At 74.4% G+C, this 21,625-nt stretch carries 19 protein-coding genes; 13 read left to right on the top strand and 6 right to left on the bottom strand.

What is annotated here, in order from left to right; genetic code table 11:
* The first annotated feature begins 50 nt into the window (after positions 1-50).
* Positions 51-2,138, top strand: coding sequence for an APC family permease (locus tag ACFVHB_RS25090; protein ID WP_380326460.1), 2,088 nt, complete (start codon positions 51-53; stop codon positions 2,136-2,138).
* A 320-nt stretch (positions 2,139-2,458) separates the two neighbouring features.
* Positions 2,459-3,814 carry a class I SAM-dependent RNA methyltransferase gene (locus tag ACFVHB_RS25085; protein WP_380326457.1) on the top strand — a complete coding sequence of 452 codons (1,356 nt, stop codon included), beginning with the start codon at positions 2,459-2,461 and terminating at the stop codon, positions 3,812-3,814.
* Positions 3,815-3,904: 90 nt separating this feature from the next.
* On the opposite strand, the gene ACFVHB_RS25080 is transcribed toward ACFVHB_RS25085, so the two are convergent.
* Complete coding sequence (locus ACFVHB_RS25080; protein WP_380326439.1) at positions 3,905-4,102, bottom strand: hypothetical protein; 198 nt, start codon at positions 4,100-4,102, stop codon at positions 3,905-3,907.
* Positions 4,103-4,373: 271 nt separating this feature from the next.
* On the opposite strand from ACFVHB_RS25080, the gene ACFVHB_RS25075 reads away from it, so the two are divergent.
* Positions 4,374-4,610, top strand: a complete 237-nt coding sequence (locus ACFVHB_RS25075; protein ID WP_380326436.1) for a toxin-antitoxin system HicB family antitoxin — start codon at positions 4,374-4,376, stop codon at positions 4,608-4,610.
* A complete protein-coding gene (locus tag ACFVHB_RS25070) occupies positions 4,607-5,029 on the top strand; it encodes a fic family toxin-antitoxin system, toxin component (protein WP_380326433.1) in 423 nt (140 codons plus the stop codon). Before ACFVHB_RS25075 ends, ACFVHB_RS25070 begins: the two co-directional genes overlap by 4 nt.
* 23 nt (positions 5,030-5,052) lie before the next feature.
* Here ACFVHB_RS25070 and ACFVHB_RS25065 read toward each other — a convergent pair whose 3' ends face one another.
* Positions 5,053-5,940, bottom strand: coding sequence for a GNAT family N-acetyltransferase (locus ACFVHB_RS25065; protein ID WP_380326430.1), 888 nt, complete (start codon positions 5,938-5,940; stop codon positions 5,053-5,055).
* A 242-nt stretch (positions 5,941-6,182) separates the two neighbouring features.
* Between ACFVHB_RS25065 and ACFVHB_RS25060 the strand changes: the two genes are divergently transcribed.
* The 6 genes from ACFVHB_RS25060 to ACFVHB_RS25035 all read left to right on the top strand — a co-directional run bounded on the left by ACFVHB_RS25060 (position 6,183) and on the right by ACFVHB_RS25035 (position 12,088).
* Entirely contained in the window at positions 6,183-7,268 is a 1,086-nt protein-coding gene (locus ACFVHB_RS25060) for a RimK family alpha-L-glutamate ligase (RefSeq protein WP_380326427.1), read from the top strand.
* Positions 7,265-8,197, top strand: a complete 933-nt coding sequence (locus tag ACFVHB_RS25055; RefSeq protein ID WP_380326424.1) for a RimK family alpha-L-glutamate ligase — start codon at positions 7,265-7,267, stop codon at positions 8,195-8,197. Before ACFVHB_RS25060 ends, ACFVHB_RS25055 begins: the two co-directional genes overlap by 4 nt.
* 51 nt (positions 8,198-8,248) lie before the next feature.
* Positions 8,249-9,079, top strand: a complete 831-nt coding sequence (locus ACFVHB_RS25050) for a putative RNA methyltransferase (RefSeq protein WP_380326421.1) — start codon at positions 8,249-8,251, stop codon at positions 9,077-9,079.
* A 96-nt stretch (positions 9,080-9,175) separates the two neighbouring features.
* Positions 9,176-10,753, top strand: coding sequence for an AAA family ATPase (locus ACFVHB_RS25045; RefSeq protein WP_380326418.1), 1,578 nt, complete (start codon positions 9,176-9,178; stop codon positions 10,751-10,753).
* 8 nt (positions 10,754-10,761) lie between these two features.
* Positions 10,762-11,142: a nucleotide pyrophosphohydrolase gene (locus ACFVHB_RS25040; protein WP_380326416.1), complete on the top strand. Its 381-nt coding sequence runs from the start codon at positions 10,762-10,764 to the stop codon at positions 11,140-11,142.
* A gap of 166 nt (positions 11,143-11,308) precedes the next feature.
* Positions 11,309-12,088 carry a DUF6099 family protein gene (locus ACFVHB_RS25035; protein WP_380326413.1) on the top strand — a complete coding sequence of 260 codons (780 nt, stop codon included), beginning with the start codon at positions 11,309-11,311 and terminating at the stop codon, positions 12,086-12,088.
* A 288-nt stretch (positions 12,089-12,376) separates the two neighbouring features.
* Here the strand turns inward: ACFVHB_RS25035 and dapD are convergent, their stop codons facing one another.
* Positions 12,377-13,366: a 2,3,4,5-tetrahydropyridine-2,6-dicarboxylate N-succinyltransferase gene (gene dapD / locus ACFVHB_RS25030; RefSeq protein WP_380326410.1), complete on the bottom strand. Its 990-nt coding sequence runs from the start codon at positions 13,364-13,366 to the stop codon at positions 12,377-12,379.
* A gap of 163 nt (positions 13,367-13,529) precedes the next feature.
* Here dapD and ACFVHB_RS25025 point away from each other — a divergent pair, with 163 nt between their 5' ends.
* The 3 genes from ACFVHB_RS25025 to argF all read left to right on the top strand — a co-directional run bounded on the left by ACFVHB_RS25025 (position 13,530) and on the right by argF (position 19,163).
* Positions 13,530-15,215: a 3' terminal RNA ribose 2'-O-methyltransferase Hen1 gene (locus ACFVHB_RS25025; RefSeq protein ID WP_380326407.1), complete on the top strand. Its 1,686-nt coding sequence runs from the start codon at positions 13,530-13,532 to the stop codon at positions 15,213-15,215.
* Positions 15,212-17,923, top strand: coding sequence for a polynucleotide kinase-phosphatase (locus ACFVHB_RS25020; RefSeq protein ID WP_380326404.1), 2,712 nt, complete (start codon positions 15,212-15,214; stop codon positions 17,921-17,923). Before ACFVHB_RS25025 ends, ACFVHB_RS25020 begins: the two co-directional genes overlap by 4 nt.
* A 238-nt stretch (positions 17,924-18,161) precedes the next feature.
* A complete protein-coding gene (argF, locus tag ACFVHB_RS25015; protein WP_380326401.1) occupies positions 18,162-19,163 on the top strand; it encodes an ornithine carbamoyltransferase in 1,002 nt (333 codons plus the stop codon).
* 60 nt (positions 19,164-19,223) lie between these two features.
* On the opposite strand, the gene ACFVHB_RS25010 is transcribed toward argF, so the two are convergent.
* The 3 genes from ACFVHB_RS25010 to ACFVHB_RS25000 all read right to left on the bottom strand — a co-directional run bounded on the left by ACFVHB_RS25010 (position 19,224) and on the right by ACFVHB_RS25000 (position 21,603).
* The gene (locus ACFVHB_RS25010; RefSeq protein WP_380326398.1) at positions 19,224-19,790 is read right to left on the bottom strand and encodes a superoxide dismutase family protein; all 567 of its coding nucleotides are present in this window, start codon (positions 19,788-19,790) and stop codon (positions 19,224-19,226) included.
* A gap of 223 nt (positions 19,791-20,013) precedes the next feature.
* Positions 20,014-20,460, bottom strand: coding sequence for a type II toxin-antitoxin system VapC family toxin (locus ACFVHB_RS25005; RefSeq protein ID WP_380326395.1), 447 nt, complete (start codon positions 20,458-20,460; stop codon positions 20,014-20,016).
* Positions 20,461-20,508: 48 nt separating this feature from the next.
* Positions 20,509-21,603, bottom strand: coding sequence for a hypothetical protein (locus ACFVHB_RS25000; RefSeq protein ID WP_380326392.1), 1,095 nt, complete (start codon positions 21,601-21,603; stop codon positions 20,509-20,511).
* Positions 21,604-21,625 lie beyond the last annotated feature (22 nt).

Raw genomic sequence — 21,625 nt, 5'->3', positions numbered from 1 at the left:
GCCATGAGTCGGACCTCGGGGCCAACAGCCCCTACGATTCCATCGTGCCTATGCCGACTGACCTTCCGAAACGCATCCTGATCGGGCGTGCGCTGCGCAGCGACAAGCTCGGGGAAACGCTGCTCCCCAAGCGCATCGCGCTGCCCGTCTTCGCCTCGGACGCACTCTCCTCGGTCGCGTACGCGCCCGAGGAGATCCTGCTGACACTCTCCCTGGCGGGTGCGTCGGCCATCCACTTCTCATGGCAGATCGGCGTCGTCGTCGCCATCGTGATGCTCGCGGTGGTGGCCTCGTACCGGCAGAACGTGCACGCGTACCCGAGCGGCGGTGGCGACTACGAGGTCGCCACCGTGAACCACGGCGCCAACTCCGGCCTGGTGGTCGCGAGCGCGCTGATGGTGGACTACATCCTCACCGTGGCGGTCTCCACGACCTCCGGGGTGGCCAACGTGGTCTCCGCGGTGCCGTCGCTGCGCGGCCACGAGCTCACCCTCTCGGTGGTCGTGGTCATCCTGCTGATGGGCATGAACCTGCGCGGCGTCCGGGAGTCCGGGAGCGCCTTCGCCGTCCCGACGTACGCCTTCATGGTCGGCGTGATCGGCATGGTGGTGTACGGCGTGGTCCGGCACTTCGGGTTCGGCCAGGAGATGCCCGCCGAGAGCTCCGGCTTCCACCTGGAGGCCACCGCCGGCAACGAGTCGCTGGCCGGCTTCGCGATGGTGTTCCTGCTGCTGAAGGCGTTCTCCTCGGGTTGTGCCGCGCTGACCGGCGTCGAGGCGATCTCCAACGGCGTGCCCGCCTTCCGGAAGCCGAAGAGCAAGAACGCCGCGACGACGCTGCTGATGATGGCCTCGATCGCCGTCGTGATGTTCATGGGGATCATCTGGCTGGCCCGGCTCACCGGCGTCCAGATGGCCGAGGAGCCCGCCGAGCAGCTGGTCGGCGCGGGCAGCGACTACCACCAGAAGACCGCGCTCGCCCAGATCAGCGAGGCCGTGTTCTCCAACTTCACGCCCGGCTTCTACTTCGTCGCCGCCGTGACCGGCCTGATCCTGGTGCTGGCCGCCAACACCGCGTTCAACGGCTTCCCGGTGCTCGGCTCGATCCTCGCCCAGGACCGCTACCTGCCGCGCCAGCTGCACACCCGTGGTGACCGGCTGGCCTTCTCCAACGGCATCATCCTGCTGGCGCTGGCGGCGATCCTGTTCATCATCGCCTTCGACGCCGACCCGACGCGGCTGATCCAGCTCTACATCGTCGGCGTCTTCGTGTCCTTCAACATGAGCCAGTCCGGCATGATCCGGCACTGGACCAGGGGGCTGCGGACCGAGACCGACCCGGCCAAGCGCCGGCACATGCAGCGCAGCCGGGCGATCAACACGTTCGGCCTGGTGATGACCATGGCCGTGCTGATCGTCGTCCTGGCCACGAAGATCAGCCACGCCTGGATCGCGATCGCCGCGATGGTCGTGCTGTTCGTGATGATGAAGGCGATCCGCCGGCACTACGACCGGGTCTCGGAGGAGCTGGTCGCCGCCGAGGAGGCGGACGACGTGGTGCTGCCCACCCGGGTGCACGCCATCGTCCTGGTCTCCAAGCTGCACAAGCCGGCCCTGCGCGCCCTCGCGTACGCGCGGCTGGCCCGCGCCCACACGCTGGAGGCCGTCACCGTCAACGTGGACCCGGCGGACACCGCGGCGCTGCGCGAAGAGTGGGACGAGCGCGGGATCGAGGTGCCGCTCAAGGTGCTGGACTCGCCGTTCCGCGAGATCACCGGGCCGGTCCTGGACTACGTCAAGAACCTGCGCCGGAGCAGCCCGCGCGACGTGGTCTCGGTCTACATCCCCGAGTACGTGGTCGGTCACTGGTACGAGCACCTGCTGCACAACCAGAGCGCGCTGCGGCTCAAGGGCCGCCTGCTGTTCAAGCCCGGGGTGATGGTGACCTCGGTGCCGTGGCAGCTGGAGTCCTCCGAGCGGCGCAAGCCGCAGAAGGCCTGGTCGGCGCCGGGTGCCGTCCGGCGTGGCGAGCCGCGGGCGCCGAAGGCCGTAAAGTCGAATGTCTCCGCAACGCCGGACGCGACGTCCGGCGGTAAGGCCGCCGGCTCCGCTGACAGCAGCAAGGACTCCTCCCAGTGACCCGCAACACCCCGTCCCGCTCCCACGGTTCGTCCGGTTCGTCCGGCGGCTCCGGCAAGGGCGCCCGCAAGGGCGGCGCCGGCAAGCCCGGGCAGGTCGCCCGGCCGCGCTGGGGCAAGCCGGTGCGCCCGGCCGCCACCGACCGCGAGGGCTACACCGCGCAGACGGCGCCGCTCGCGCCGGGGGAGCGCGCTCCGGAGCCCGCCGAGCGCCCGGAGCGCGCGCCGCGCGCCGAGCGCCAGGGGGCCGCCGAGCCGCGGAAGGAGAAGGCCCGGGGCGGGGAGCGTCCGCGCAAGCAGACCGTCCGGCCGCCGAAGGCGCTGCGCCCCACCCGCGCCCCGCGTTCCGAGGCCGCCCCCAAGGGCCCCGGCGGGGACCCGCTGGTCGGCGAGCGCTACGAGGTCGAGGTCGGCCCGGTCGCGCACGGCGGCGGGCACTGCGTGGCCCGGCACGAGGGCCGGGTGCTGTTCGTCCGGCACGCGCTGCCCGGCGAGAAGGTCGTCGCGCTGGTCACCGAGGGCACCACGAAGTCGCGCTTCCTGCGCGCCGACGCGGTGGAGATCCTGGAGCCCGCCAAGGACCGGATCGCTCCGCCGTGCCCGTTCGCCGGGCCCGGCAAGTGCGGCGGCTGCGACTGGCAGCACGTCACCCCCGGGGGGCAGCGCAAGCTCAAGGTGCAGGTGCTCACCGAGCAGCTGGCGAAGCTGGCCGGCCTCACCCCGGCCGAGGCCGGATGGGACGGCAGTGTCGAGCCGGTCGGCGGCAAGCTCCCGGCCGGGCAGGTGCCGGCCTGGCGCACCCGGATGCAGTACGCGGTCGACCCGGCCAGCGGCAAGGTCGGGCTGCGCAAGCACCGCTCGCACGAGATCCAGCCGATCGACCGCTGCCTGATCGCCGCCGAGGGCGTCACCGAGCTGGGCATCGAGTCGCGTGACTGGCCCGGTGTCGCCACCGTCGAGGTGGTCGCCGCGTCCGGTTCCTCCGACCGCCAGGTGGTGCTCACCCCGGCGCCCGGCGCCCAGCTGCCGCTGGTCGAGCTGGACAAGCCGGTGTCGATCAGCCGGATCGACGAGCAGGGCGGCGTCCACCGGGTGCACGGCCGCACCTTCGTGCGCGAGCGGGCGGCCGGCCGCACCTGGCGGGTCAGCAACGGCGGCTTCTGGCAGATCCACCCCGAGGCCCCGGACACCCTGGTCGACGCCGTCCTGGACGGCCTGGACCCGCAGTGGGGCGAGAACGCGCTCGACCTGTACTGCGGCGTCGGGCTGTTCGCCGGCGCGCTGGCCGACCGGGTCGGCGAGGACGGCGCGGTGCTCGGCATCGAGTCGGCCAAGCAGGCCGTGATCGACGCCCGGCACAACCTGGCCGCGCTGGACAACGTCCGGATCGAGTGCGACCGGGTCGAGACGCTGCTGCCGCGCACCGGCATCACCGCCACCGACCTGATCGTCCTCGACCCGCCGCGGGCCGGGGCCGGCCGCGAGACCGTCGCCCACCTGGTCGGACTCGAGGCCCGCCGGATCGCCTACGTCGCCTGCGACCCGGCCGCGCTCGCCCGTGACCTCGCGTTCTTCCGCGAGGGCGGCTACCGCCCGGTCTCGCTGCGCGCCTTCGACCTCTTCCCGATGACCCACCACTTCGAGTGCGTGGCCATCCTGGAGCCGGTCGGCGAGTAGTCCGACGGCCGGACGTGACGCGACACGGAGGCGGTACCCGGGTTCCGGGTGCCGCCTCCGCGCGTTGGGTCGTGGTGACGCGGGCGCCGCTCAGCGCAGGTTCTGTTCCTCTTCCTCCGTGCTGTGCGGCAGGCTGATGCCGTGCTGGGCGGCGAGCCGGATGAGACCGGCGATGCGGCCCTCGTACGCCTGGACGCCGTCGGCGTCCCCTTCGGCGCGCGCGGCGGCGAGGTCCTTGCGGGCCTGGATGAGCTGCTCGCGCAGCTCCTGGTCGAACAGGGCTGTCATTGCCGGCCTCCACACCGGTCGGTGCCGCTCCAGGGAATCCTCGGGGCAGTTCAGAGTCTCGGAAGGTGAAGAACTCTTCAAGTCTCGCTCCTCGGGGCCGCTCCGCAGGCCCTTCCGCGCCGATCGGGAGGGGTGATCCGGGAGAGCCAGCCGCCGCGGGCCCGCGGGCGTGGGTTGGGCGCGGGTCCGGGCGGGCAGGGCGCTTGCAGGGCGTGTGACGGGTGTGCGTGCGCCCTTGTTGTGCTAGCACTTCGGCGCTAGCTTGAGGCTCATGGGTAAGAAGCAGCTGAACGTCCGGGTGGACGCCACCACCGCGGAGATGGCCCGGGAGCGGGCGGAGCAGCAGGGGATCAGCATGAACCAATACATCGAGCGCCTGGTCCAGCAGGACATGGGCGAGTCCGGGCGGGCGTTCGTCGACGCCGCCGCGCAGTTCATGAAGGAGTACGAGACGGCGTTCCTGGCCGAGTTCGGTGGCACGGCCGACCTCCAGGACGTGCGCCGTTGAACCTGGAGGTCGACCTCTCGTGGCTGCTCATGACCGCCGAGCAGTACACGCCCGGTGACCCGCAGGTCACCGACTACGGATCGCTGCTCGCGGCGGTCACCCGCCACCAGGCCGAGATCTTCGACATCGCGGTCTACCCCGAACCGCAGGACCGCGCCGCCGCCCTGATGCACCAGCTCATCCGGGTGCCGGCCCTGGAGAAGACCAACGAGCTGTTCGCCACCGCCGTCGCCTACGCCTACCTGGTGGCCAGCGGCTGCACGGTCGCGACCACCGCCCGCGAGGTGCGCAGCCTCGCCCGGGCCATCCGCGAGGGGCGGATCGGCGTGTCCGGGGTAGCCGAGCGGCTGGCCGCGTGGGTGGTGGACGAGGCCGAGGGCGAGGGCGTCAGCGGCGAGGACGACGAGGACTCGGACTGAACCGGCGGGGTGGCACCCGCCGGTCACGCCCCGGGCGCGCCGTCCGGCGCGGGCTCGGCGATCAGCGCCGTCGCGAACGGGCGGAAACCGGCCCGGCGGTAGATCCGGGCGACGTCCTCGTCGGCGGCGGACAGGAAGACCGTCCGCACGCCGTTGGCCCGCGCGTGCGCGACCAGCGCCGCGGTGACCGCGAGGCCGAGGCCCTGTCGCCGACCCGACGGCAGGGTGCCGACGCCGGCCACCTCGGTGACCGGCCCGACCGGGTTGTGCTGGCCGGCGCAGAGCGCCGAACCGTCCCGGACGGCCGCGGCGAGCACGGTCTGCCCGGCGGTGATCCGCCCGGCGATCCGTGCGACCGTGCCGTCCGCCGCCGACTTCTCGGCGGCGGCGGCGAGTTCGTCCGGGCCGGCGGTGCCCAGCGCGGTGCCGGGTTCGCCGAACGCCAGGTGCGGGACGGCCACGGCGCTCGCGAGGTCCGGGTCGTCGGCGGCCAGGACCCGCACCGACACGCCCTCGGGCAGCACGTGGTCCGTAAGGGCGGGCTCGTCCTCCGGCCCGAGCACCAGCAGCGGGTGCTCGTGCACCGCGAGCCCGGCCTCCTCCACCGCCGCGCGCAGCTGCGGGTCGTGCTCGGCCACCCACTCGAACGCCTCCGGCACGCCCAGCTCGCGCTGGCGGGCCAGCACCCGGCGGACGTCCTCGGCGGTGGCGGCCGGGCCGGTGTGCCCGAGCGCCGGGCGGGCGTAGTAGGGCCAGCCCTGGCCCTTGGGGACGAACAGGCTCAGCGGACCGAAGTCCTCGACCCGGGCCGCAGCGCGCGGCACGGCGTCGTAGTAGTGCTCGATCTCGGCGAGCAGGTCGCGGAAGGCAGGGTCGGAGGGATCAAGATCGTCGACGTTCACGTCGTGCATCCTGGCAGGATCGTCGTGGACCTGCCAGTGGTTTCGGTCGCAACCCCCGGGGAGTCGACCGACCGGGGGGCGCGCCGGCGGGCGGGGCCGGAGCCCGGGCAATTCGGACGGATTGTTGCCGAACGCTTACAGGCCGGGCGATCTTGCGTGTGGACGCCATGGCATTCTGGGGCCTTTACAGCTCTGCCGGACCGGAACGGCGGACGTCCGCGCTGGGCGAGGCGAGGGGGATGGACAGGCTCATGAGGCTCTGCTTTCTGGTCGAGGAGCACTACCGGCACGACGGCATGCCGCTCGACGTGGTGCGCCAGCTCACCGCCTGGGGGCACCGGGTGGACGTGCTGCGTCCCGGCGACTCGCTGATGGCGATCTCGGAGTCCGTCCGCGCCGGCAGCCACGACGCCTGGGTGCTCAAGACCGTCTCCGGAGGCCCCGGCCTCACCCTCCTCGAAGCGGCCGCCGCCGTCGGCCTCACCACCGTCAACGACGTCCGGTCCATCCGCGGCGTCCGCGACAAGGCGCTCGCCGCGGTGATCGCCCGCACCCGCGGCCTGCCCGTCCCCGTCACCTACGCCGCCGCCCGCTGGGAACGGCTCGCGGAGATCCCCGCCTCCGAGTACCCGCTGGTGGTCAAGCCCGCCGACGGCAGCTCCGGGCGGGCCGTCCGGCTCGTCCGCACGCCCGACGAGCTGCTCGCGCTCGGCCCCCTCCTCGCCGGCGAGGGCCTGCTGATCGCCCAGCCCTACGTGCCCAACTCCGGAACCGACCTCAAGGTGTACTGCGTCGACGGCGAGCTGTACGCGACCGAGCGGTGCTCGCCGCTGCACCCCGGGCAGGGCGTGCGCGAGCGGCAGGTGCCGCTGCCCGCCGAGGTCGCGCGGATCGCCGCCCAGGTGGGCGAGGTGTTCGGGCTCGACCTGTACGGCGTGGACGTGCTGCTCGGCCCGGAGGGTCCGGTGGTCGTCGACATCAACGACTTCCCCAGCTTCCGTCAGGTGCCGGACGCGGTCGCCCGGGTCGCCCGGGCGGTGCTGCGGCTGGCCCGCACCGGGACGGCGGTCTCGGCCCCGGCTCCCGCGCTGGTCCACCAGCCGGTGGACGGACTGCCGGTGGACGCACTGCCGGTGGGCGGACTGCCGGTGCCGGTGCCGGTGCCGGTGTCGGAGGCGGTCCGGCTGCCCGTGCAGGGTGCGGCGGCGCGCGGTGGCGCGGTGCACGGTGCCGCGGTGCACGGTACGGCCGTGGGCGGCGCGGCGGTGGGCGTCGGCGGGGTGCTCGGCATCGGCGGGACGGGGTTCGTCAACGGCGCGGTGGGCGGAGCGATATGAGGATCTGCCTGCTCACGCCCGACCCCGGTCACCCGCTGCTCGCCGCCACCGCCGCGCTGCTCGCCCCGGACCACCGGGTCGAGAGCCTCGACCCCACCACCGGCGACACCCCGCCCGCCGAGCGGCTCGGGCCCGGCCCGCTCGCCGACGTCTACCTGCTCAAGGCCCGCACCCCGCAGGCGCTCGCGCTCGCCCGCCACCTGGAGGAGCGCGGCGCCCCCGTCGTCAACTCCGCCGCCGCGACCGAGCTCTGCCAGGACCGCACCGCGATGGCCGGGCTCGCCCACCGCGCCGGCCTGCCCTTCGCCGCCAACCGCACCGCCGAGAGCCTGGCCGAACTGGCCGAGAACCTGCACCCCACCGACTATCCGGTGGTGGTCAAGAGCCGCCACAGCCGCCGCCAGGACCTCGTGGCCCGCGCCGACGACCCCGGGCGGCTGCGAGCCCTGGCCGAGCGGTGGCCGGGCGAACCCGTCGTCGCCCAGCCCTACGTCGCCAACACCGGCTGGGACCAGAAGATCTGGGTCGTCGACGGGCAGGTGTTCTGCGAGCGCCGCCGCTCCGAACTCGCGGTGGACGAGCAGCCGGTCCAAGGCCGGTTCGGCCCCGCCGAGCTGCCCGCCGACCGCGCCGGACTGGCCCTGCGGGTCGGTGAGGTCTTCGGCCTCGACGTCTACGGCGTGGACCTGCTCGACGGGCCGGCCGAACCCGTCATCGTCGACGTCAACGCCTTCCCGGGCATCCGCGGCCAGGCCGGCGCCCCCGAGGCGCTCGCCGCGCTGGCCCTGCGCACCGCCGCCCGGGGCGGCGGGAACCCCCGGCTCCCGGGCCCCCGGCTCCCGGGTCCGCTTCCGGGCCTGCTCCCGGGTCCGCTTCCGGGCCTGCTCCCCGGTCAGCGGGATGCGCCGCCGCGCACCGCCGGTCGTTAGGCTTGCCCTTCCGGCCGGGACGCACGACCGGATGGCGAGAGAAGACGGACGTTGCTGCAGGACATCGAGCCCTACCTGGCGTGCCCGCACTGCGCGCAGGCCCTCACCCTCGACGGGCGCACCCTGCGCTGCCCGACCGGGCACAGCTTCGACGTCGCCAAACAGGGCTACGTCAGCCTGCTCGCCGGCGACGCCCACACCGGCACCGGTGACACCGCCGAGATGGTGGCCGCCCGCAGCGACTTCCTCGCCGCCGGTCACTACCGACCGATCGCCGACGCGCTCGCCGACGCCGCCGCGGCCACCGCGCCCGAAGGCCTCGTCGCCGACCTGGGCGCCGGCACCGGCCACTACCTCGCCCACGTGCTCGACGCCCTGCCCGCGCTGCCCGGCGCCGCCCTCGACATCTCCAAGTACGCGCTCCGCCGCGCGGCCAAGGCCCACCCCCGGATCGGTGCCGTCGTCTGCGACGCCTGGCGCCCGCTGCCGTTGCGGGACTCCTCCGCCGGCCTCGTCCTGAACGTCTTCGCCCCGCGCAACGGCCCCGAGATCCGCCGGGTGCTGCGCCCCGGCGGCACCCTGCTGCTGGTCTCGCCCACCCCGCGCCACCTGCGCGAACTGGTCACCGCGCTCGGGCTGCTCTCCGTCGACGAGGAGAAGCAGCGCCGGATCGACGAGAAGCTCGGCCCCCACCTCGCGCCGGCCGGGCAGCAGGAGGTCGAGTTCACCCTGCGGCTCTCCGCCGCCGACGTCCGCACCGTCGTCGGCATGGGCCCGAGCGCCTGGCACACCGACCGGGAGCGGCTGGCCGCCTGGCTCGCCGACCTGCCCGACCCCGTCGAGGTCACCGCCTCCGTCACGGTCGCCGCCTACCGGCGCTGAGCGGGGCGTTTGCGCCCCGGGCCCGCCCTCCCCATTGGGATGAATCTGCCGGGCAGGCACGTTTCTGCCGCCCGGGCGGCGGCTAACGTCCGACGGGTGAACCGCGACGCCACCCGGCCCGCCGTGCCGGCCCACCCTCACCAGCGGACCTCGGACCTCGGCCTGCGGGCCCCGGAACCCGGGCGGTGGATCCCGGAGCCCGAGCCGCGCGCACCCGACCTCGGCCGCCCGCCCGCGCAGCGCCCCACCGTCGAGGAACTCCGGCTCACCTCGTTCAAGTCCTACCGGCGCGCGAGCCTGCCGCTCGCGCCCCTCACCGTGCTGCACGGGCCGGCCGGCGTCGGCAAGTCCAACGCGCTCGACGCCCTCGCCGTCCTCTCCCGCCTCGCGCTCGGCGAGGAGATCACCGACTCGCTCGACGGCCTCCCCGGCCGGCCCGGTCCGCTCGCCACCCCCGTCCGCGGCGGCCTCGCCGGCTGCGTGCCGCACGGCCGCAACGCCCTCATCCTCGGCTGCACCGTCCGATCCGCCGACGGGCCGATCGGCCTCGAAGTCGTCGTCCGCACCGACGGCCCGGTCCGGATCGCCCGGGAGCAGCTCACCCTCGACGGCCGGACCCTGATGGAGACCGGCGAACAGGACCTCCGGCACCAGCGGATCAACGTCAGCTGGCACAACGACACCCGGCAGGGCGACATCCGCGCGCCTTTCCCCAACACCGCCCTGATCACCGCACAGCTCCCGCTGCGCGTCGCCGGCTCCTCACCCGGCGAGCGCACGGTCCTCGCCGCGGCGGAACACCTGCTCACCGCGCTGCGCGAGGTCTTCCCCGTCCACCCCGTGCCCGCCCTGATGCGCGGCTGGGCCCGCCCCGACCCGCAGGCCCGGCTGGTCAGCACCGCCGCCAACATCTCCGCCGTCATCGCCCGGCTCAGCAACGAGTGCTCCCGCCGCTACGGCCAACTGCTGCGCGTCGTCCAGTCCGCCGCTCCGCACCCGCTGCTCGGACTCGACCTGGCCCGGCGCGGGATCGGCACCGGAGAGCGCGTCCTCGCCGTCTTCGACGAGGGCGTCCTCGGCCGCACCGGCGCCGACCAGGCCTCCGACGGCATGCTGCGCCACCTCGCGTTCGCCGCCGTGCTGCTCACCGGCGCCGGCGTGCTCGACCTCGACCCCGCCGCCGAGGTGCCCTGGGCGCACCGCCAGCTCACCGTGCTCGCCGGGGACCTCGGCGCGGGGCTCGGCACCGAACAGACCGCCTCACTGCTCCGGCTCGCCCGCGACATGGCCGGGCGCAACCAGCTGCGGGTCCTGGCCGCACTGCAGGAGCCGGCCGCCGCCCGGGAGGCGCTCGGCGGGGACGGGGAGCTGCCGCCGGGCGTGGCGCTGGTCGAGTGCCGGCGCGACCCGGGGTCCGGGCACACCGTGCTGCGCACCGAGACCGCGCGGGTGCCGGCCCAGGGCGGGGCGCGGGTCGCGGGGGCGGTGGGGGCCGGCGCGGCGGGGGACGCCGGGCCGCCCGGGTCGGTGAGTGGAGCGGTGGCCGGGTCGGTGAGTGGGGACGCGCCCGGGGCGGTGAGTGGGCCGGTGAGCGGAGCGGTGGCTGGGTCGGTGAGTGGGGACGCGCCCGGGTCGGTGGCCGCGTCCGGGGATGCGGTAGACCTGGAGGAGTGAGTGAACGAATGACGGAACCCGCGGACCCGACCCTGGAGAGCCTGCGGCAGCGGCTGACGGCGTTCGCGGCGGCCCGCAGCTGGGAGCCCTTCCACACGCCGAAGAACCTGGCGGCGGCGTTGACCGTGGAGGCCGGCGAGCTGCTGGAGATCTTCCAGTGGCTCACGCCCGAGCAGGCGGCGGCGGTGATGTCCGACCCGGACCGCGCACACCGGGTGCGGGACGAGGTGGCCGACGTCCTGGCCTACCTGCTGCAGTTCTGCACGGCGGTCGGCGTGGACCCGCTGACCGCCCTGGCTGCCAAGATCGACCGCAACGAGCTGCGCTTCCCCGTGCCCGGTGCGGGTGGCGGTTCCGGGGCCGACGTCAAGCCGGATGTGGGCGAATAACCCTTGTGAGGGACGGAAGTTATCCACAACCCCGGGTTGTCCACAGCTTCCGAAGAGGTGGCTGCGCCGATCCGTTTCCGGGCGCACGCTTTCGCCGTGACCAGGTGCCTCCGCGGTCGAGCGACCGCGGAGGCACGGCGAGAACGTGCGGAAGGGGTGGCGGCCGATGGAGGCGCTGCGACTGATCAAGACGGCCCGGCACGCCCTGGCCGAGGCCAGGAACGTGCCGGACGTGCTGGCCGAGGCGCGGCAGGCCGCGCTGCTCACCGAGGCGGTCGGCGCCCGGCTAGCGGAGCTGGACGACGGCGAGTCGGCCGGCCTCGGGCAGCAGCTGGCGGAGGCCGGCAGCCACGCGGCGGGCTGCCTGGACCACTCTTCGGGGGAGTCCTCCGCCCTGTCGGGCCTGGGCGCGGGCGGCCGGGCCGGGCGGCTCACCGAACTCGGTGCGCCGGCCCCGATGCTGGCCGAGCTCGGCGGGCTGCTGCGGGACGTCGGCGAGACGCTGGTGGTGCTGGCCTGCGGCGCCGACACCGAGAGCCTGTACTGGACGTGCATCGACGGGGTCGACGCGGCCGCCGACTGCACGGACCTCGTCACCCGGCTGGGGCAGGTGGTCCGACAGGCGGCGGGGGAATGTGCGCCGGAGCCGGCGGAGCCCGCGGCGGCCGGCCCGCAGCTGCCGCCTCAGACCTCGGAGGCGGAGAAGTCGTTACTCGTGCTCAGGCTCGGTCCGCCGGCCGGCCGGTCGGCGGTCGCGGCACCGGACGACTGCAGCTCCGCGAGGTCCGCGGTGACCGAGGCGAGCAGCTCCTGCATCTGCTCCAGCAGGGTCTTCGGAGGGGCCGGCACCGCCGACGCGTCGGCAGCCGGATGCTGCGGCACGGCGGATGCCTCGGACCAGGGTTCGGACATGAGCGGACCTCTTCGGATCGGTAGTGCGGTGTGAAGCGGCTGGTGACGGCCCGGCACACCGGAGCCACCGCCGTTGCAACCAACGAACCGCCCGGTAGCGGGTCACCGGGCACCACTCAATGCGGTCCAACTCCCGTCGGTGGTCAGCCTCCCGGGTGAGGCGGGCTTGCCGTCGCCGAGCCGCCTCGGTTAGGGCGCGTCCCGTGGCCGGGTGGCCGGGCGACGGCGGTCGGGCGGACCGGGGACGGAGTGGTCGTACGGAGGAAACCGAAAGGGCCCCGGCGCCGTGGTGGCGCCGGGGCCCGGAACCCCGGGAAGGGGGTCAGTTGTGGGCGTGCAGCTCCGCGTTCAGACCGCCCCAGGAGCCGGAGCGGGCGATGACCTCGACCGCGCCGGTCTGGGAGTTGCGGCGGAAGAGCAGGTTGTCCTGGCCGGAGAGCTCCACGGCCTTCGCCACCTTGCCGTCCGGGGTGGTGACCCGGGTGCCGGCGGTGACGTAGAGGCCGGCCTCGACCACGCAGTCGTTGCCCAGCGAGATGCCGATGCCCGCGTTGGCGCCGAGCAGGCAGCGCTCGCCGACCGAGACGACCTGCTTGCCGCCGCCGGACAGGGTGCCCATGATCGAGGCGCCGCCGCCGATGTCGCTGTGGTCGCCGACCACGACGCCCGCACTGATCCGGCCCTCGACCATGGAGGTGCCCAGGGTGCCGGCGTTGAAGTTGACGAAGCCCTCGTGCATCACGGTGGTGCCGGAGGCGAGGTGCGCGCCGAGCCGGACGCGGTCCGCGTGGGCGATGCGCACGCCCGACGGGGCGACGTAGTCGGTCATCCGCGGGAACTTGTCGATCCCGTACACGGCGAGCTGGCCGCCCTGGGCGCGGACCGCCAGGCGGGCCTGCTCGACCTTGTCCACCTGCACCGGGCCGATGCTGGTCCACGCGACGTTGGCCAGCAGGCCGAAGAGGCCGTCCAGGTTCTGGCCGTGCGGCTTGACCAGGCGGTGGCTCAGCAGGTGCAGGCGCAGGTAGGCGTCGTGCGCGTCGATCGGCTTCTCGTCCAGCGAGGCGATCGTGGTGCGCACGGCGACCACCTCGACGCCGCGGCGCGCGTCGGCGCGCAGCGCCTCGGCCGCACCGGCGCCCAGCTCGGCCTCGGCCTGCTCGGCGGTCAGGCGGACGGTGCCGGCCGGGCCGGGCTCGGTGGCCAGCGCGGGGGCGGGGTACCAGGTGTCGAGGATGGTGCCGTCGGCGGCGATGGTGGCCAGACCTGCGGCGACGGCGCCGCTTGCGAGGGAGGTGGATTCTGCAGTCACATCGTGCACGTTAACGAATGCGGGCCCCCGGTGCCGAACACGCTCACCGTGCGGACAGGCCGCCCGCGGCTCCCGTCCGGGTCGGCGCCCAGGCGGGCGGCGGGGCCGGGCGCCCGCGAAAAGGCGGTGCCCGGGTGGCCGCTCCTCGGCAATACTCGGGCGGGTGTTCATGTCGATCTCCACCACCGGTACGGCCGAGAACCCCGCCACCGACCTGGGCTTCCTGCTGCACAAGCACCCGGGCAAGGTCCAGCGGTTCTCGACCTCACACGGCGAGGCCCACGTCTTCTACCCCGAGGCGGGCGACGAGGCCTGCACGGCCGCGCTGCTGCTCGACGTCGACCCGATCGCGCTGGTCCGCAAGGGCCGGGGCAAGGGCCGCGGCGGCTCGCCGGACTTCGCGCTCGCCCAGTACGTCAACGACCGCCCCTACGCGGCCTCCTCGCTGCTCGCGGTGGCGCTGCGGACGGTGTTCCGGACGGCGATGAAGGGCGTCTGCGAGGCCCGCCCCGGGCTGGCCGAGCAGCCCCGTCCGTTGCGGATCTCGCTGCCCGCCGTGCCGGCCAACGGTGCGGGCGACGGCGGTGGGCCGGCGATGGCGGGTCGGCTGTTCGAGCCGCTGGGCTGGCAGGTCGAGGCGTCGGCGGTCCCGCTGGACGAGACCTTCCCCGAGTGGGGCGAGTCGCGTTACGTCCGGCTGGAGCTGGCCGCGGCGGAGATCCGTCTCGCGGACGCGCTGCAGCAGCTGTACGTGCTGCTGCCGGTGCTCGACGGCGCCAAGCACTACTGGGTGGCCCCGGACGAGGTCGACAAGCTGCTCGCCGCCGGTGAGGGCTGGTTGGCCGACCACCCCGAGCAGGCGCTGATCGCGCGCCGCTACCTGTCCCGGCGGTGGACGCTCACCCGGAGGGCGATGGAGCGGCTGGAGCTGGCGCGGCTGGCGGAGGCCGACGACCGCGAGGTCGAGGAGATCGACAACGCGGTCGACGACACCGTCGACGAGGCCGCCGACGAGACCGGCCCGCAGGGGACCGGCCCGCAGGCGTCGGTGCTGCGCGGGGCGGTGTCGCCGGGGGCGGTGTCGCAGGAGCAGCGGTCCGCCGCGGACGAGGCTGCCGGCGAGAAGCCGGTCTCGCTGGCCGAGCAGCGTCGTACGGCGATCACGGCCGCGCTGCGCGAGGTCGGGGCGGCCCGGGTGGCCGACCTCGGCTGCGGGCAGGGCGAGCTGATCGGCAAACTGCTCAAGGACGCCCGGATCACCGAGGTGCTCGGCGTGGACGTGTCCGCGCGGGCGCTGTCCGCGGCCGCGCGCAAGCTGCGGCTGGAGCGGTTGCCCGAGCGGATGGCGTCCCGGGTCAAGCTGGTCCAGGGCGCGCTGACGTACACGGACGCGCGGCTCAAGGGATTCGACGCGGCGGTGCTGTGCGAGGTGATCGAGCACCTTGACCTGCCCCGGCTGCCGGCGCTGGAGTACGCGGTGTTCGGATCGGCCCGCCCGGCGGCGGTGGTGGTCACGACGCCCAACGCCGAGTACAACGTGCGCTGGGAGAGCCTGCCGGCCGGGCACGTCCGGCACGCCGACCACCGCTTCGAGTGGGACCGCGCCGAGTTCCGGGCCTGGGCCGAGCGGGTGGCGGCGGCGTACGGCTACACCGCGGTGATCCGCCCGGTCGGCCCGGAGGATCCTGAAGTGGGTGCGCCGACCCAGCTCGCCCTGTTCCGCATCGGCACCACGGACGAGCCGATGGCCGAGGCCACGCCCACGCCCGCGTCCGAGCGCGCGAACGTGAGCACCGAACCGAACCCCGCCGAGACCGCCACGACGCCCGAAGGGGGCGAGACCCGATGACCGACGACGCACAGTCCCCGGAACCCACCACCGACGCCCCCGCGACGGATGCCCCTACCCCGGAGGCTCCCGCGACGGAGGCCCCCGTCCCGGACGGGTCCGCCCCGGACGCCGTCCCGCCGGCCGCCGCTGCGAAGCCCCGTCGCCTCCCCGTCACCGACGTCTCCCTCGTCGTCCTGATCGGCACCAGTGGCGCCGGGAAGTCCAGCTTCGCCCGCAAGCACTTCCTCCCAACCCAGGTGGTCTCCTCCGACTTCTGCCGCGGTCTCGTGGCGGACGACGAGAACGACCAGTCCGCCTCCGCCGAGGCCTTCGACGTGCTGCACTACATCGTCGGCAAGCGCCTCGCCGCCGGCCGGCTGACCGTCGTGGACGCCACCAACGTCCAGCCGGAGGCCCGCAAGCAGCTGGTCCGGATCGCCCGCGAGCACGACGTGCTGCCGATCGCGATCGTGCTGGACGTCCCGCCGGGCGTCTGCGCCGAGCGCAACCGGAGCCGCCCGGACCGGCAGCTGCCCGCGCACGTGGTCCCGCGCCAGCACCGCGAGCTGCGCCGCTCACTGCGGGGCCTGGAGCGCGAGGGCTTCCGCAAGGTGCACGTCCTGCGCGGGGAGGCGGAGGTCACGGCCGCCGAGATCGTGCCGGAGAAGCGGTTCAACGACCTGCGCCACCTCACCGGCCCGTTCGACATCGTCGGCGACATCCACGGCTGCCGCTCCGAGCTGGAGACCCTGCTCACCCGCCTCGGCTACTCGCTGACCAGGGACGAGGCCGGCCGTCCGGTGGACGCCGCGCACCCCGCGGGCCGCACCGCCGTCTTCGTCGGCGACCTGGTCGACCGCGGCCCGGACACGCCGGGCGTGCTGCGCCTGGTGATGGGCATGGTGGCGGCCGGGCACGCGATCTGCGTGCCGGGCAACCACGAGAACAAGCTCGGCCGGGCGATGGACGGCAAGAAGGTGACCGTCTCGCACGGCCTCCAGGAGTCGCTGGACCAGCTGGCGGGGGAGTCGGAGGAGTTCCGCGCCGAGGTCCGGGCGTTCATGCGTGGCCTGGTCAGCCACTACTTGCTGGACGGCGGCGCCCTGGTGGTCTGCCACGCCGGCCTGCCGGAGAAGTACCACGGCCGGGCCTCCGGCCGGGTGCGCTCGCACGCGCTGTACGGGGACACCACCGGCGAGACCGACGAGTACGGGCTGCCGGTGCGCTACCCGTGGGCGGAGGAGTACCGGGGCCGGGCGCTGGTGGTCTACGGCCACACGCCGGTGCCGGTGGCGAGCTTCCTCAACAACACCATCTGCCTGGACACCGGTTGCGTCTTCGGCGGCAGCCTGACCGCGCTGCGCTACCCGGAGCGCGAGCTGGTGAGCGTCGAGGCCGAGCAGGAGTGGTACGCGCCGGTCCGGCCGCTGCACACGGACGCGCCGGGTCCCCGCGAGGGCCGTCCGCTGGACCTCGCCGACGTGGCCGGTCGCCGGGTGGTGGAGACCTCGCTGCACGGCCGGGTCGCCGTGCGCGAGGAGAACGCGGCGGCCGCGCTGGAGGTGATGAGCCGGTTCGCGATCGATCCGCGGCTGCTCGCCTACCTGCCGCCGACCATGGCGCCGAGCGCGACCTCGCGCCGCCCCGGCTACCTGGAGCACCCGGAGGAGGCCTTCTTCGCCTACCGCGAGGACGGCGTCCGCGAGGTGATCTGCGAGGAGAAGCACATGGGCTCCCGCGCGGTGGTGCTGGTGGCCCGGGAGGACACGGCACTGGAGAAGCGGTTCGGCCTGGCCGGGCCCGGGGCGATCTGGACCCGCACCGGCCGGGCGTTCCTGGGCGACGACGAGCTCACCGCCGCCGTCCTGGGCCGGCTGCGGGCCGCCGCCGAGCGTGCCGGGCTCTTCGACGAGCTGGACACCGGTTGGCTGCTGCTGGACGCCGAGCTGATGCCGTGGTCGCTGAAGGCCGCCGAGTTGCTGCGACGTCAGTACGCGGCGGTCGGCGCCGCGGCGGGCGCGGCCCTGCCGCAGGTGCTCGCCGCACTGGAGCAGGCGGCCGGGCGCGGGCTCGACCTCGCCGAGTTGACGGCCCGCCAGCGGCAGCGCGCCGCCGACGCGCAGGCGTTCACCGAGGCGTACCGGCGGTACTGCTGGCCGACCGAGGGGCTCTCGGGCATCCGGCTGGCGCCCTTCCAGGTGCTGGCCGCCGAGGGGGCGAACCTGGCGGTGCGTCCGCACGACGAGCACCTCGCCTGGATCGACCGGCTGGTCGAGGCCGACCACGCCGCCGAGCCGCAGGCGCCCGTCCTGCACCGCACCGGCCGGCTGCTGGTGGACACCGCCGACGAGGCGTCCGTCGCCGCGGGCGTGGCCTGGTGGGAGGAGCTGACCGGGGCCGGCGGCGAGGGCATGGTGGTCAAGCCGCTGGCCTCGATGGTCCGGGGCAAGGCAGGGCAGGGGCGCCCGGGCGGGCTGATCCAGCCCGGCGTCAAGGTCCGTGGCCGCGAGTACCTGCGGATCATCTACGGTCCGGACTACACGCAGTACCTGGACCAGCTGCGCCAGCGGTTCCTCGGGCACAAGCGCTCGCTCGCGCTGCGCGAGTACGCGCTCGGCCTGGAGGCGCTGGACCGGCTGGCGGCGGGCGAGCCGCTGTGGCGGGTGCACGAGCCGGTGTTCGCGGTGCTCGCCCTGGAGTCGGAGCCGGTCGACCCGCGCCTCTAGGGCCTTTCCGGCGCTGTCTCGTGGGGCGGGCCGGGTCGCGCGGTCAAAGCGCGCGACCCGGGCCGCCCCCCCCGGCAGGGTCCTCGGCGGGGGCGGCCCGGGCTGCGTCGAGCCGGGTCAGGGCGAGGCGGGGCGAGGTCGGGCGGGATGAGCTGGACCTCTTTGCATATAAATTCCGAAGGTCGTATACAATTGCCGCTTCGCATCCCCGTCCCGTCCGTCACCCCAGGAGCCCGGCATGGCGTTCAACCTCCGGAACAGGCACTTCCTCAAGGAGCTCGACTTCACTCCCCAGGAGTTCCGCTTCCTGGTGGACCTCGCCGCTCAGCTCAAGGCGGCGAAGTACGCGGGCACCGAGCAGCCCCGGATGCGCGGCAAGAACATCGCGCTGATCTTCGAGAAGACCTCCACCCGGACGCGCTGCGCCTTCGAGGTCGCCGCCCACGACCAGGGCGCCACCACCACCTACCTGGACCCGTCCGGCTCCCAGATCGGCCACAAGGAGTCGATCAAGGACACCGCGCGGGTGCTCGGCCGGATGTTCGACGGCATCGAGTACCGGGGTCACGGCCAGTCGATCGTCGAGGAGCTGGCCGCCCACGCCGGCGTCCCGGTCTGGAACGGCCTCACCGACGAGTGGCACCCCACCCAGATGCTCGCCGACGTGTTGACCGTGCGGGAGCACACCACCAAGCCGCTCACCGAGGTGGCCCTGGCCTACCTCGGCGACGCCCGCTCCAACATGGGCAACTCGCTGCTGGTCACCGGCGCCCTGCTCGGCATGGACATCCGGATCGTCGCCCCCCGCGAGCTGTGGCCCGCCGAGGAGGTGCAGAAGGCGGCGCAGGAGCTCGCCGGGACCAGCGGTGCCCGGATCACCCTCACCGAGGACGTCGACGAGGGCGTGGCCGGTGCCGACTTCCTCTACACCGACGTGTGGGTCTCGATGGGCGAGCCCAAGGAGGTCTGGGCCGAGCGGATCGCCCTGCTCAAGCCGTACCAGGTGTCGATGGACACCGTCCGGGCCACCGGCAACCCGGCCGTGAAGTTCCTGCACTGCCTGCCCGCCTTCCACGACCTCGGCACGGTGGTCGGGCAGCAGATGTTCGAGGCGACCGGGATGGCCGAGCTGGAGTGCACCGACGAGCTGTTCGAGTCGGAGCACTCCGTGGTGTTCGATCAGGCGGAGAACCGCCTGCACACCATCAAGGCCGTCCTGGTCGCCACCCTGGGCTCCTAGGACTCCGAGGGCTGCTGGACTCCTGGGCTCCTGGGTTCGTGGGTTCCCGCGAACCGGGCTTCACGGCTCCAGCTTCACGCAGGCGGCGCGGTCGCCCGCGCCGTGCGGGCCGGCCGGGGTGCCGGCGTGCAGCACCAGCGAGCGGGCCTCGCCCGGCCTGGGCTGCCAGGACACCGCGGCGGCGGCGCTGCCGTCGCCCCGGTGGTCGGTGCGCAGCGTGAGCCGCAGTTCGTTGCGGTCGTTGGCGAACGCGGGGTCGGTGGACGGCCGGACCGGGTCCGCGACGTCCTGGTAGTGCGGGCCGGACGCGGCCGGGTCGGCCCCGCACGAGCCGGTGTGCAGGTGCGCCGGGAACTCGTGGTCGGGGGCGAGCCCGGTCGCGGTCAGCGTCAGCACCGTCCGCCCGGGCAGCGTGCGGTCGACCACCACCCGGACGTGCGAGCCGTACGGCACGAGGTCCGGCGCGTGGCTGATCGCGGTCGGCGGGACGAAGGCCGTGGCCGGGTCGAAGTCGGCCTCGACGACCGAGACCGGCGAGTCGTCGGCAGCCGCCGGCACGGTGGGCGGAGCGGCGGCCGGGGTCAGGAGGGCGAGCGGGAGCAGCGCGGCGGCGAGCGGAGCGGACATCGGCGGACCTTCCGGAGGCGGTGCGACGGACGCCCTGCACAACGGCGTCCCGCCCCCGGCGGACACCCCCGGCCCGGCGGACGGCCGCCCCGCGGACGCCCCCGGCCCTCCGGGCCGGCGGACACCCCTGCGCCCGGCGGACGCCCCCGCCCCGGGCGGACGCGCCCCGCAGAGGCTTCCCGAGTCCGGGCGCCCGTCCGGGCCGCCCGCCCTGACCCGCGCCTTACGGGTGGCGGTGGGAGCCCTGGATGCCCCGGATCTCGCAGCGCGGCCCGCTCGCCCGCATCAGCCGCAGGTCCGCCGTGATCAGCGGCGCCCCGAACTGCTCGGCGACCGCGACGTACGCGGCGTCGTCCGGTGTGAGGTTGTCCTTGAGCTCCCAGATCCGGCCGAGCAGCGGGGCCACCTCGACCTTGCGGATCGCCAATCCGGGCAGGCGCGCCGCGAGTTCGCCGACCCGCTCGGCGCTCAGCTCCTTGGCCAGGTAGAGGCCGCGCAGCGACTGCATCACCTCGATGACGATGTGCTCGGGGGCCACCCACTCGCCGCCCGCGTCGAGCTCCGCCCGGGCCGCCGCCCCGCGCTCGCCCTCGTCGGCGAGCGCCAGTACCAGCGCGGACGCGTCCACCACGATCATCAGTCGGCCCCCGGCCTGTTCCAGCGTGTGCAACTCACCGGCCACCGTACCCGGGGGAGCCGGTGGGAGCGGCGGCCGCCCTCAGTGCCCGGGGGAGACGGGGGCCAGCGTGGCCGAGGCGGTCGGATCGGGCCGGTCCTTGCCCGGGGTGCTGTCGCGGAAGGGCCGGATCGCCCGGTCCGCCTGGTCGGCCCGCTCCGGCGTGATCCACTCCTGGAGGCCCTGGCCGGTCACCGCGGCCTTCAGCTGCTCCAGGCCGAGCGGCAGCTCGCGCGGCTCGCCGAGCACGCCGCCGGAGAACTCGGTCAGGGTGATCCGGTTGTTGTCCGCGCGCAGCAGGTCGGCGGTGCGGGAGCGGAAGCCGTCGTTCGAACTCTCGGTCAGCAGCAGGGTGCTGCCGTCGGGGAGCTTGGCGACCTCGCAATGGCTGAGCCGCCGGGAGGCGTTGACCTTCTCGCAGGTGTAGCGGTCGTCGTAGCCGATGTAGTGCGGGTCGGCGTTGGGGCCGGGCGGATTGGAGCCGGGCCGGAACAGCACACCGAGGCCGCCCTCGAACTTGACGTCGAGCTGGACCGGGCCCTTGCCGTCGTCGTAGCTGAGCTCGCCCGCGGACATCACGTCGGCCGCCTCCGGGCCCTTCCAGCCGACCCGTCCGTGGTAGCCGGCGTAACCGCCGGTCGTGCCGCTCGTCGGCAGGCCCTCGACCACCGCCAGGACGGCCGCGTGGCCGGTGAGGGCGACCTTGCCGGCGTTCACCCCGGTACCGGGGTTGCGCTTCTCCGGGCCGTCGTCGGCCCTCGGGTCCTTGGTGGAGGCGGGAAGGGGCTTCTTCGTGCCGCCGGCCCCGCCGCCGGACGGCGAGGCCGAGGCGGCGGCCGACGCCGACGCTGACCCCGACGCCGATCCCGATACCGACGCCGACGCGGCCCCGCCCGCCGCCACGACAGCGGAGGCGGCACCGGAGCCGCCACCGGGGGTCAGGGCCACCGCGCCGCCGACCGTCAGCAGGACCGCCGCGGTGACCGCGCCGGCGGTGGCGACGCGGCGACGGCGCCGCAGCGCCCGGCCCTGCGCGGCCGCGCCGGCGACCAGCGGTCCGAGGTCCGGGCCGACCTCGGCCAGTGCCCGGTCGAAGGTGGCGGACAGCCGGCGGCCGTCGGATTCCAGTTCGTCCATGTCTTCTCGGTTCCTTCCCTCT

It is taken from the genome of Kitasatospora sp. NPDC127111 (genome assembly GCF_042677465.1).
Lineage (GTDB): Bacteria > Actinomycetota > Actinomycetes > Streptomycetales > Streptomycetaceae > Kitasatospora.
This window is presented reverse-complemented; position numbering and strand designations above follow the sequence as displayed.

Bases quoted from the DNA above. Each gene is read 5' to 3' on its own strand.
- ACFVHB_RS25090 (WP_380326460.1), top strand. From the start codon at position 51: ATGCCGACTGACCTTCCGAAACGCATCCTGATCGGGCGTGCGCTGCGC.
- ACFVHB_RS25080 (WP_380326439.1), bottom strand. From the start codon at position 4,102: ATGACAGCCCTGTTCGACCAGGAGCTGCGCGAGCAGCTCATCCAGGCC.
- ACFVHB_RS25075 (WP_380326436.1), top strand. From the start codon at position 4,374: ATGGGTAAGAAGCAGCTGAACGTCCGGGTGGACGCCACCACCGCGGAG.
- ACFVHB_RS25065 (WP_380326430.1), bottom strand. From the start codon at position 5,940: ATGCACGACGTGAACGTCGACGATCTTGATCCCTCCGACCCTGCCTTC.
- ACFVHB_RS25060 (WP_380326427.1), top strand. From the start codon at position 6,183: ATGAGGCTCTGCTTTCTGGTCGAGGAGCACTACCGGCACGACGGCATG.
- ACFVHB_RS25055 (WP_380326424.1), top strand. From the start codon at position 7,265: ATGAGGATCTGCCTGCTCACGCCCGACCCCGGTCACCCGCTGCTCGCC.
- ACFVHB_RS25040 (WP_380326416.1), top strand. From the start codon at position 10,762: ATGACGGAACCCGCGGACCCGACCCTGGAGAGCCTGCGGCAGCGGCTG.
- ACFVHB_RS25035 (WP_380326413.1), top strand. From the start codon at position 11,309: ATGGAGGCGCTGCGACTGATCAAGACGGCCCGGCACGCCCTGGCCGAG.
- ACFVHB_RS25020 (WP_380326404.1), top strand. From the start codon at position 15,212: ATGACCGACGACGCACAGTCCCCGGAACCCACCACCGACGCCCCCGCG.
- argF (WP_380326401.1), top strand. From the start codon at position 18,162: ATGGCGTTCAACCTCCGGAACAGGCACTTCCTCAAGGAGCTCGACTTC.
- ACFVHB_RS25010 (WP_380326398.1), bottom strand. From the start codon at position 19,790: ATGTCCGCTCCGCTCGCCGCCGCGCTGCTCCCGCTCGCCCTCCTGACC.
- ACFVHB_RS25000 (WP_380326392.1), bottom strand. From the start codon at position 21,603: ATGGACGAACTGGAATCCGACGGCCGCCGGCTGTCCGCCACCTTCGAC.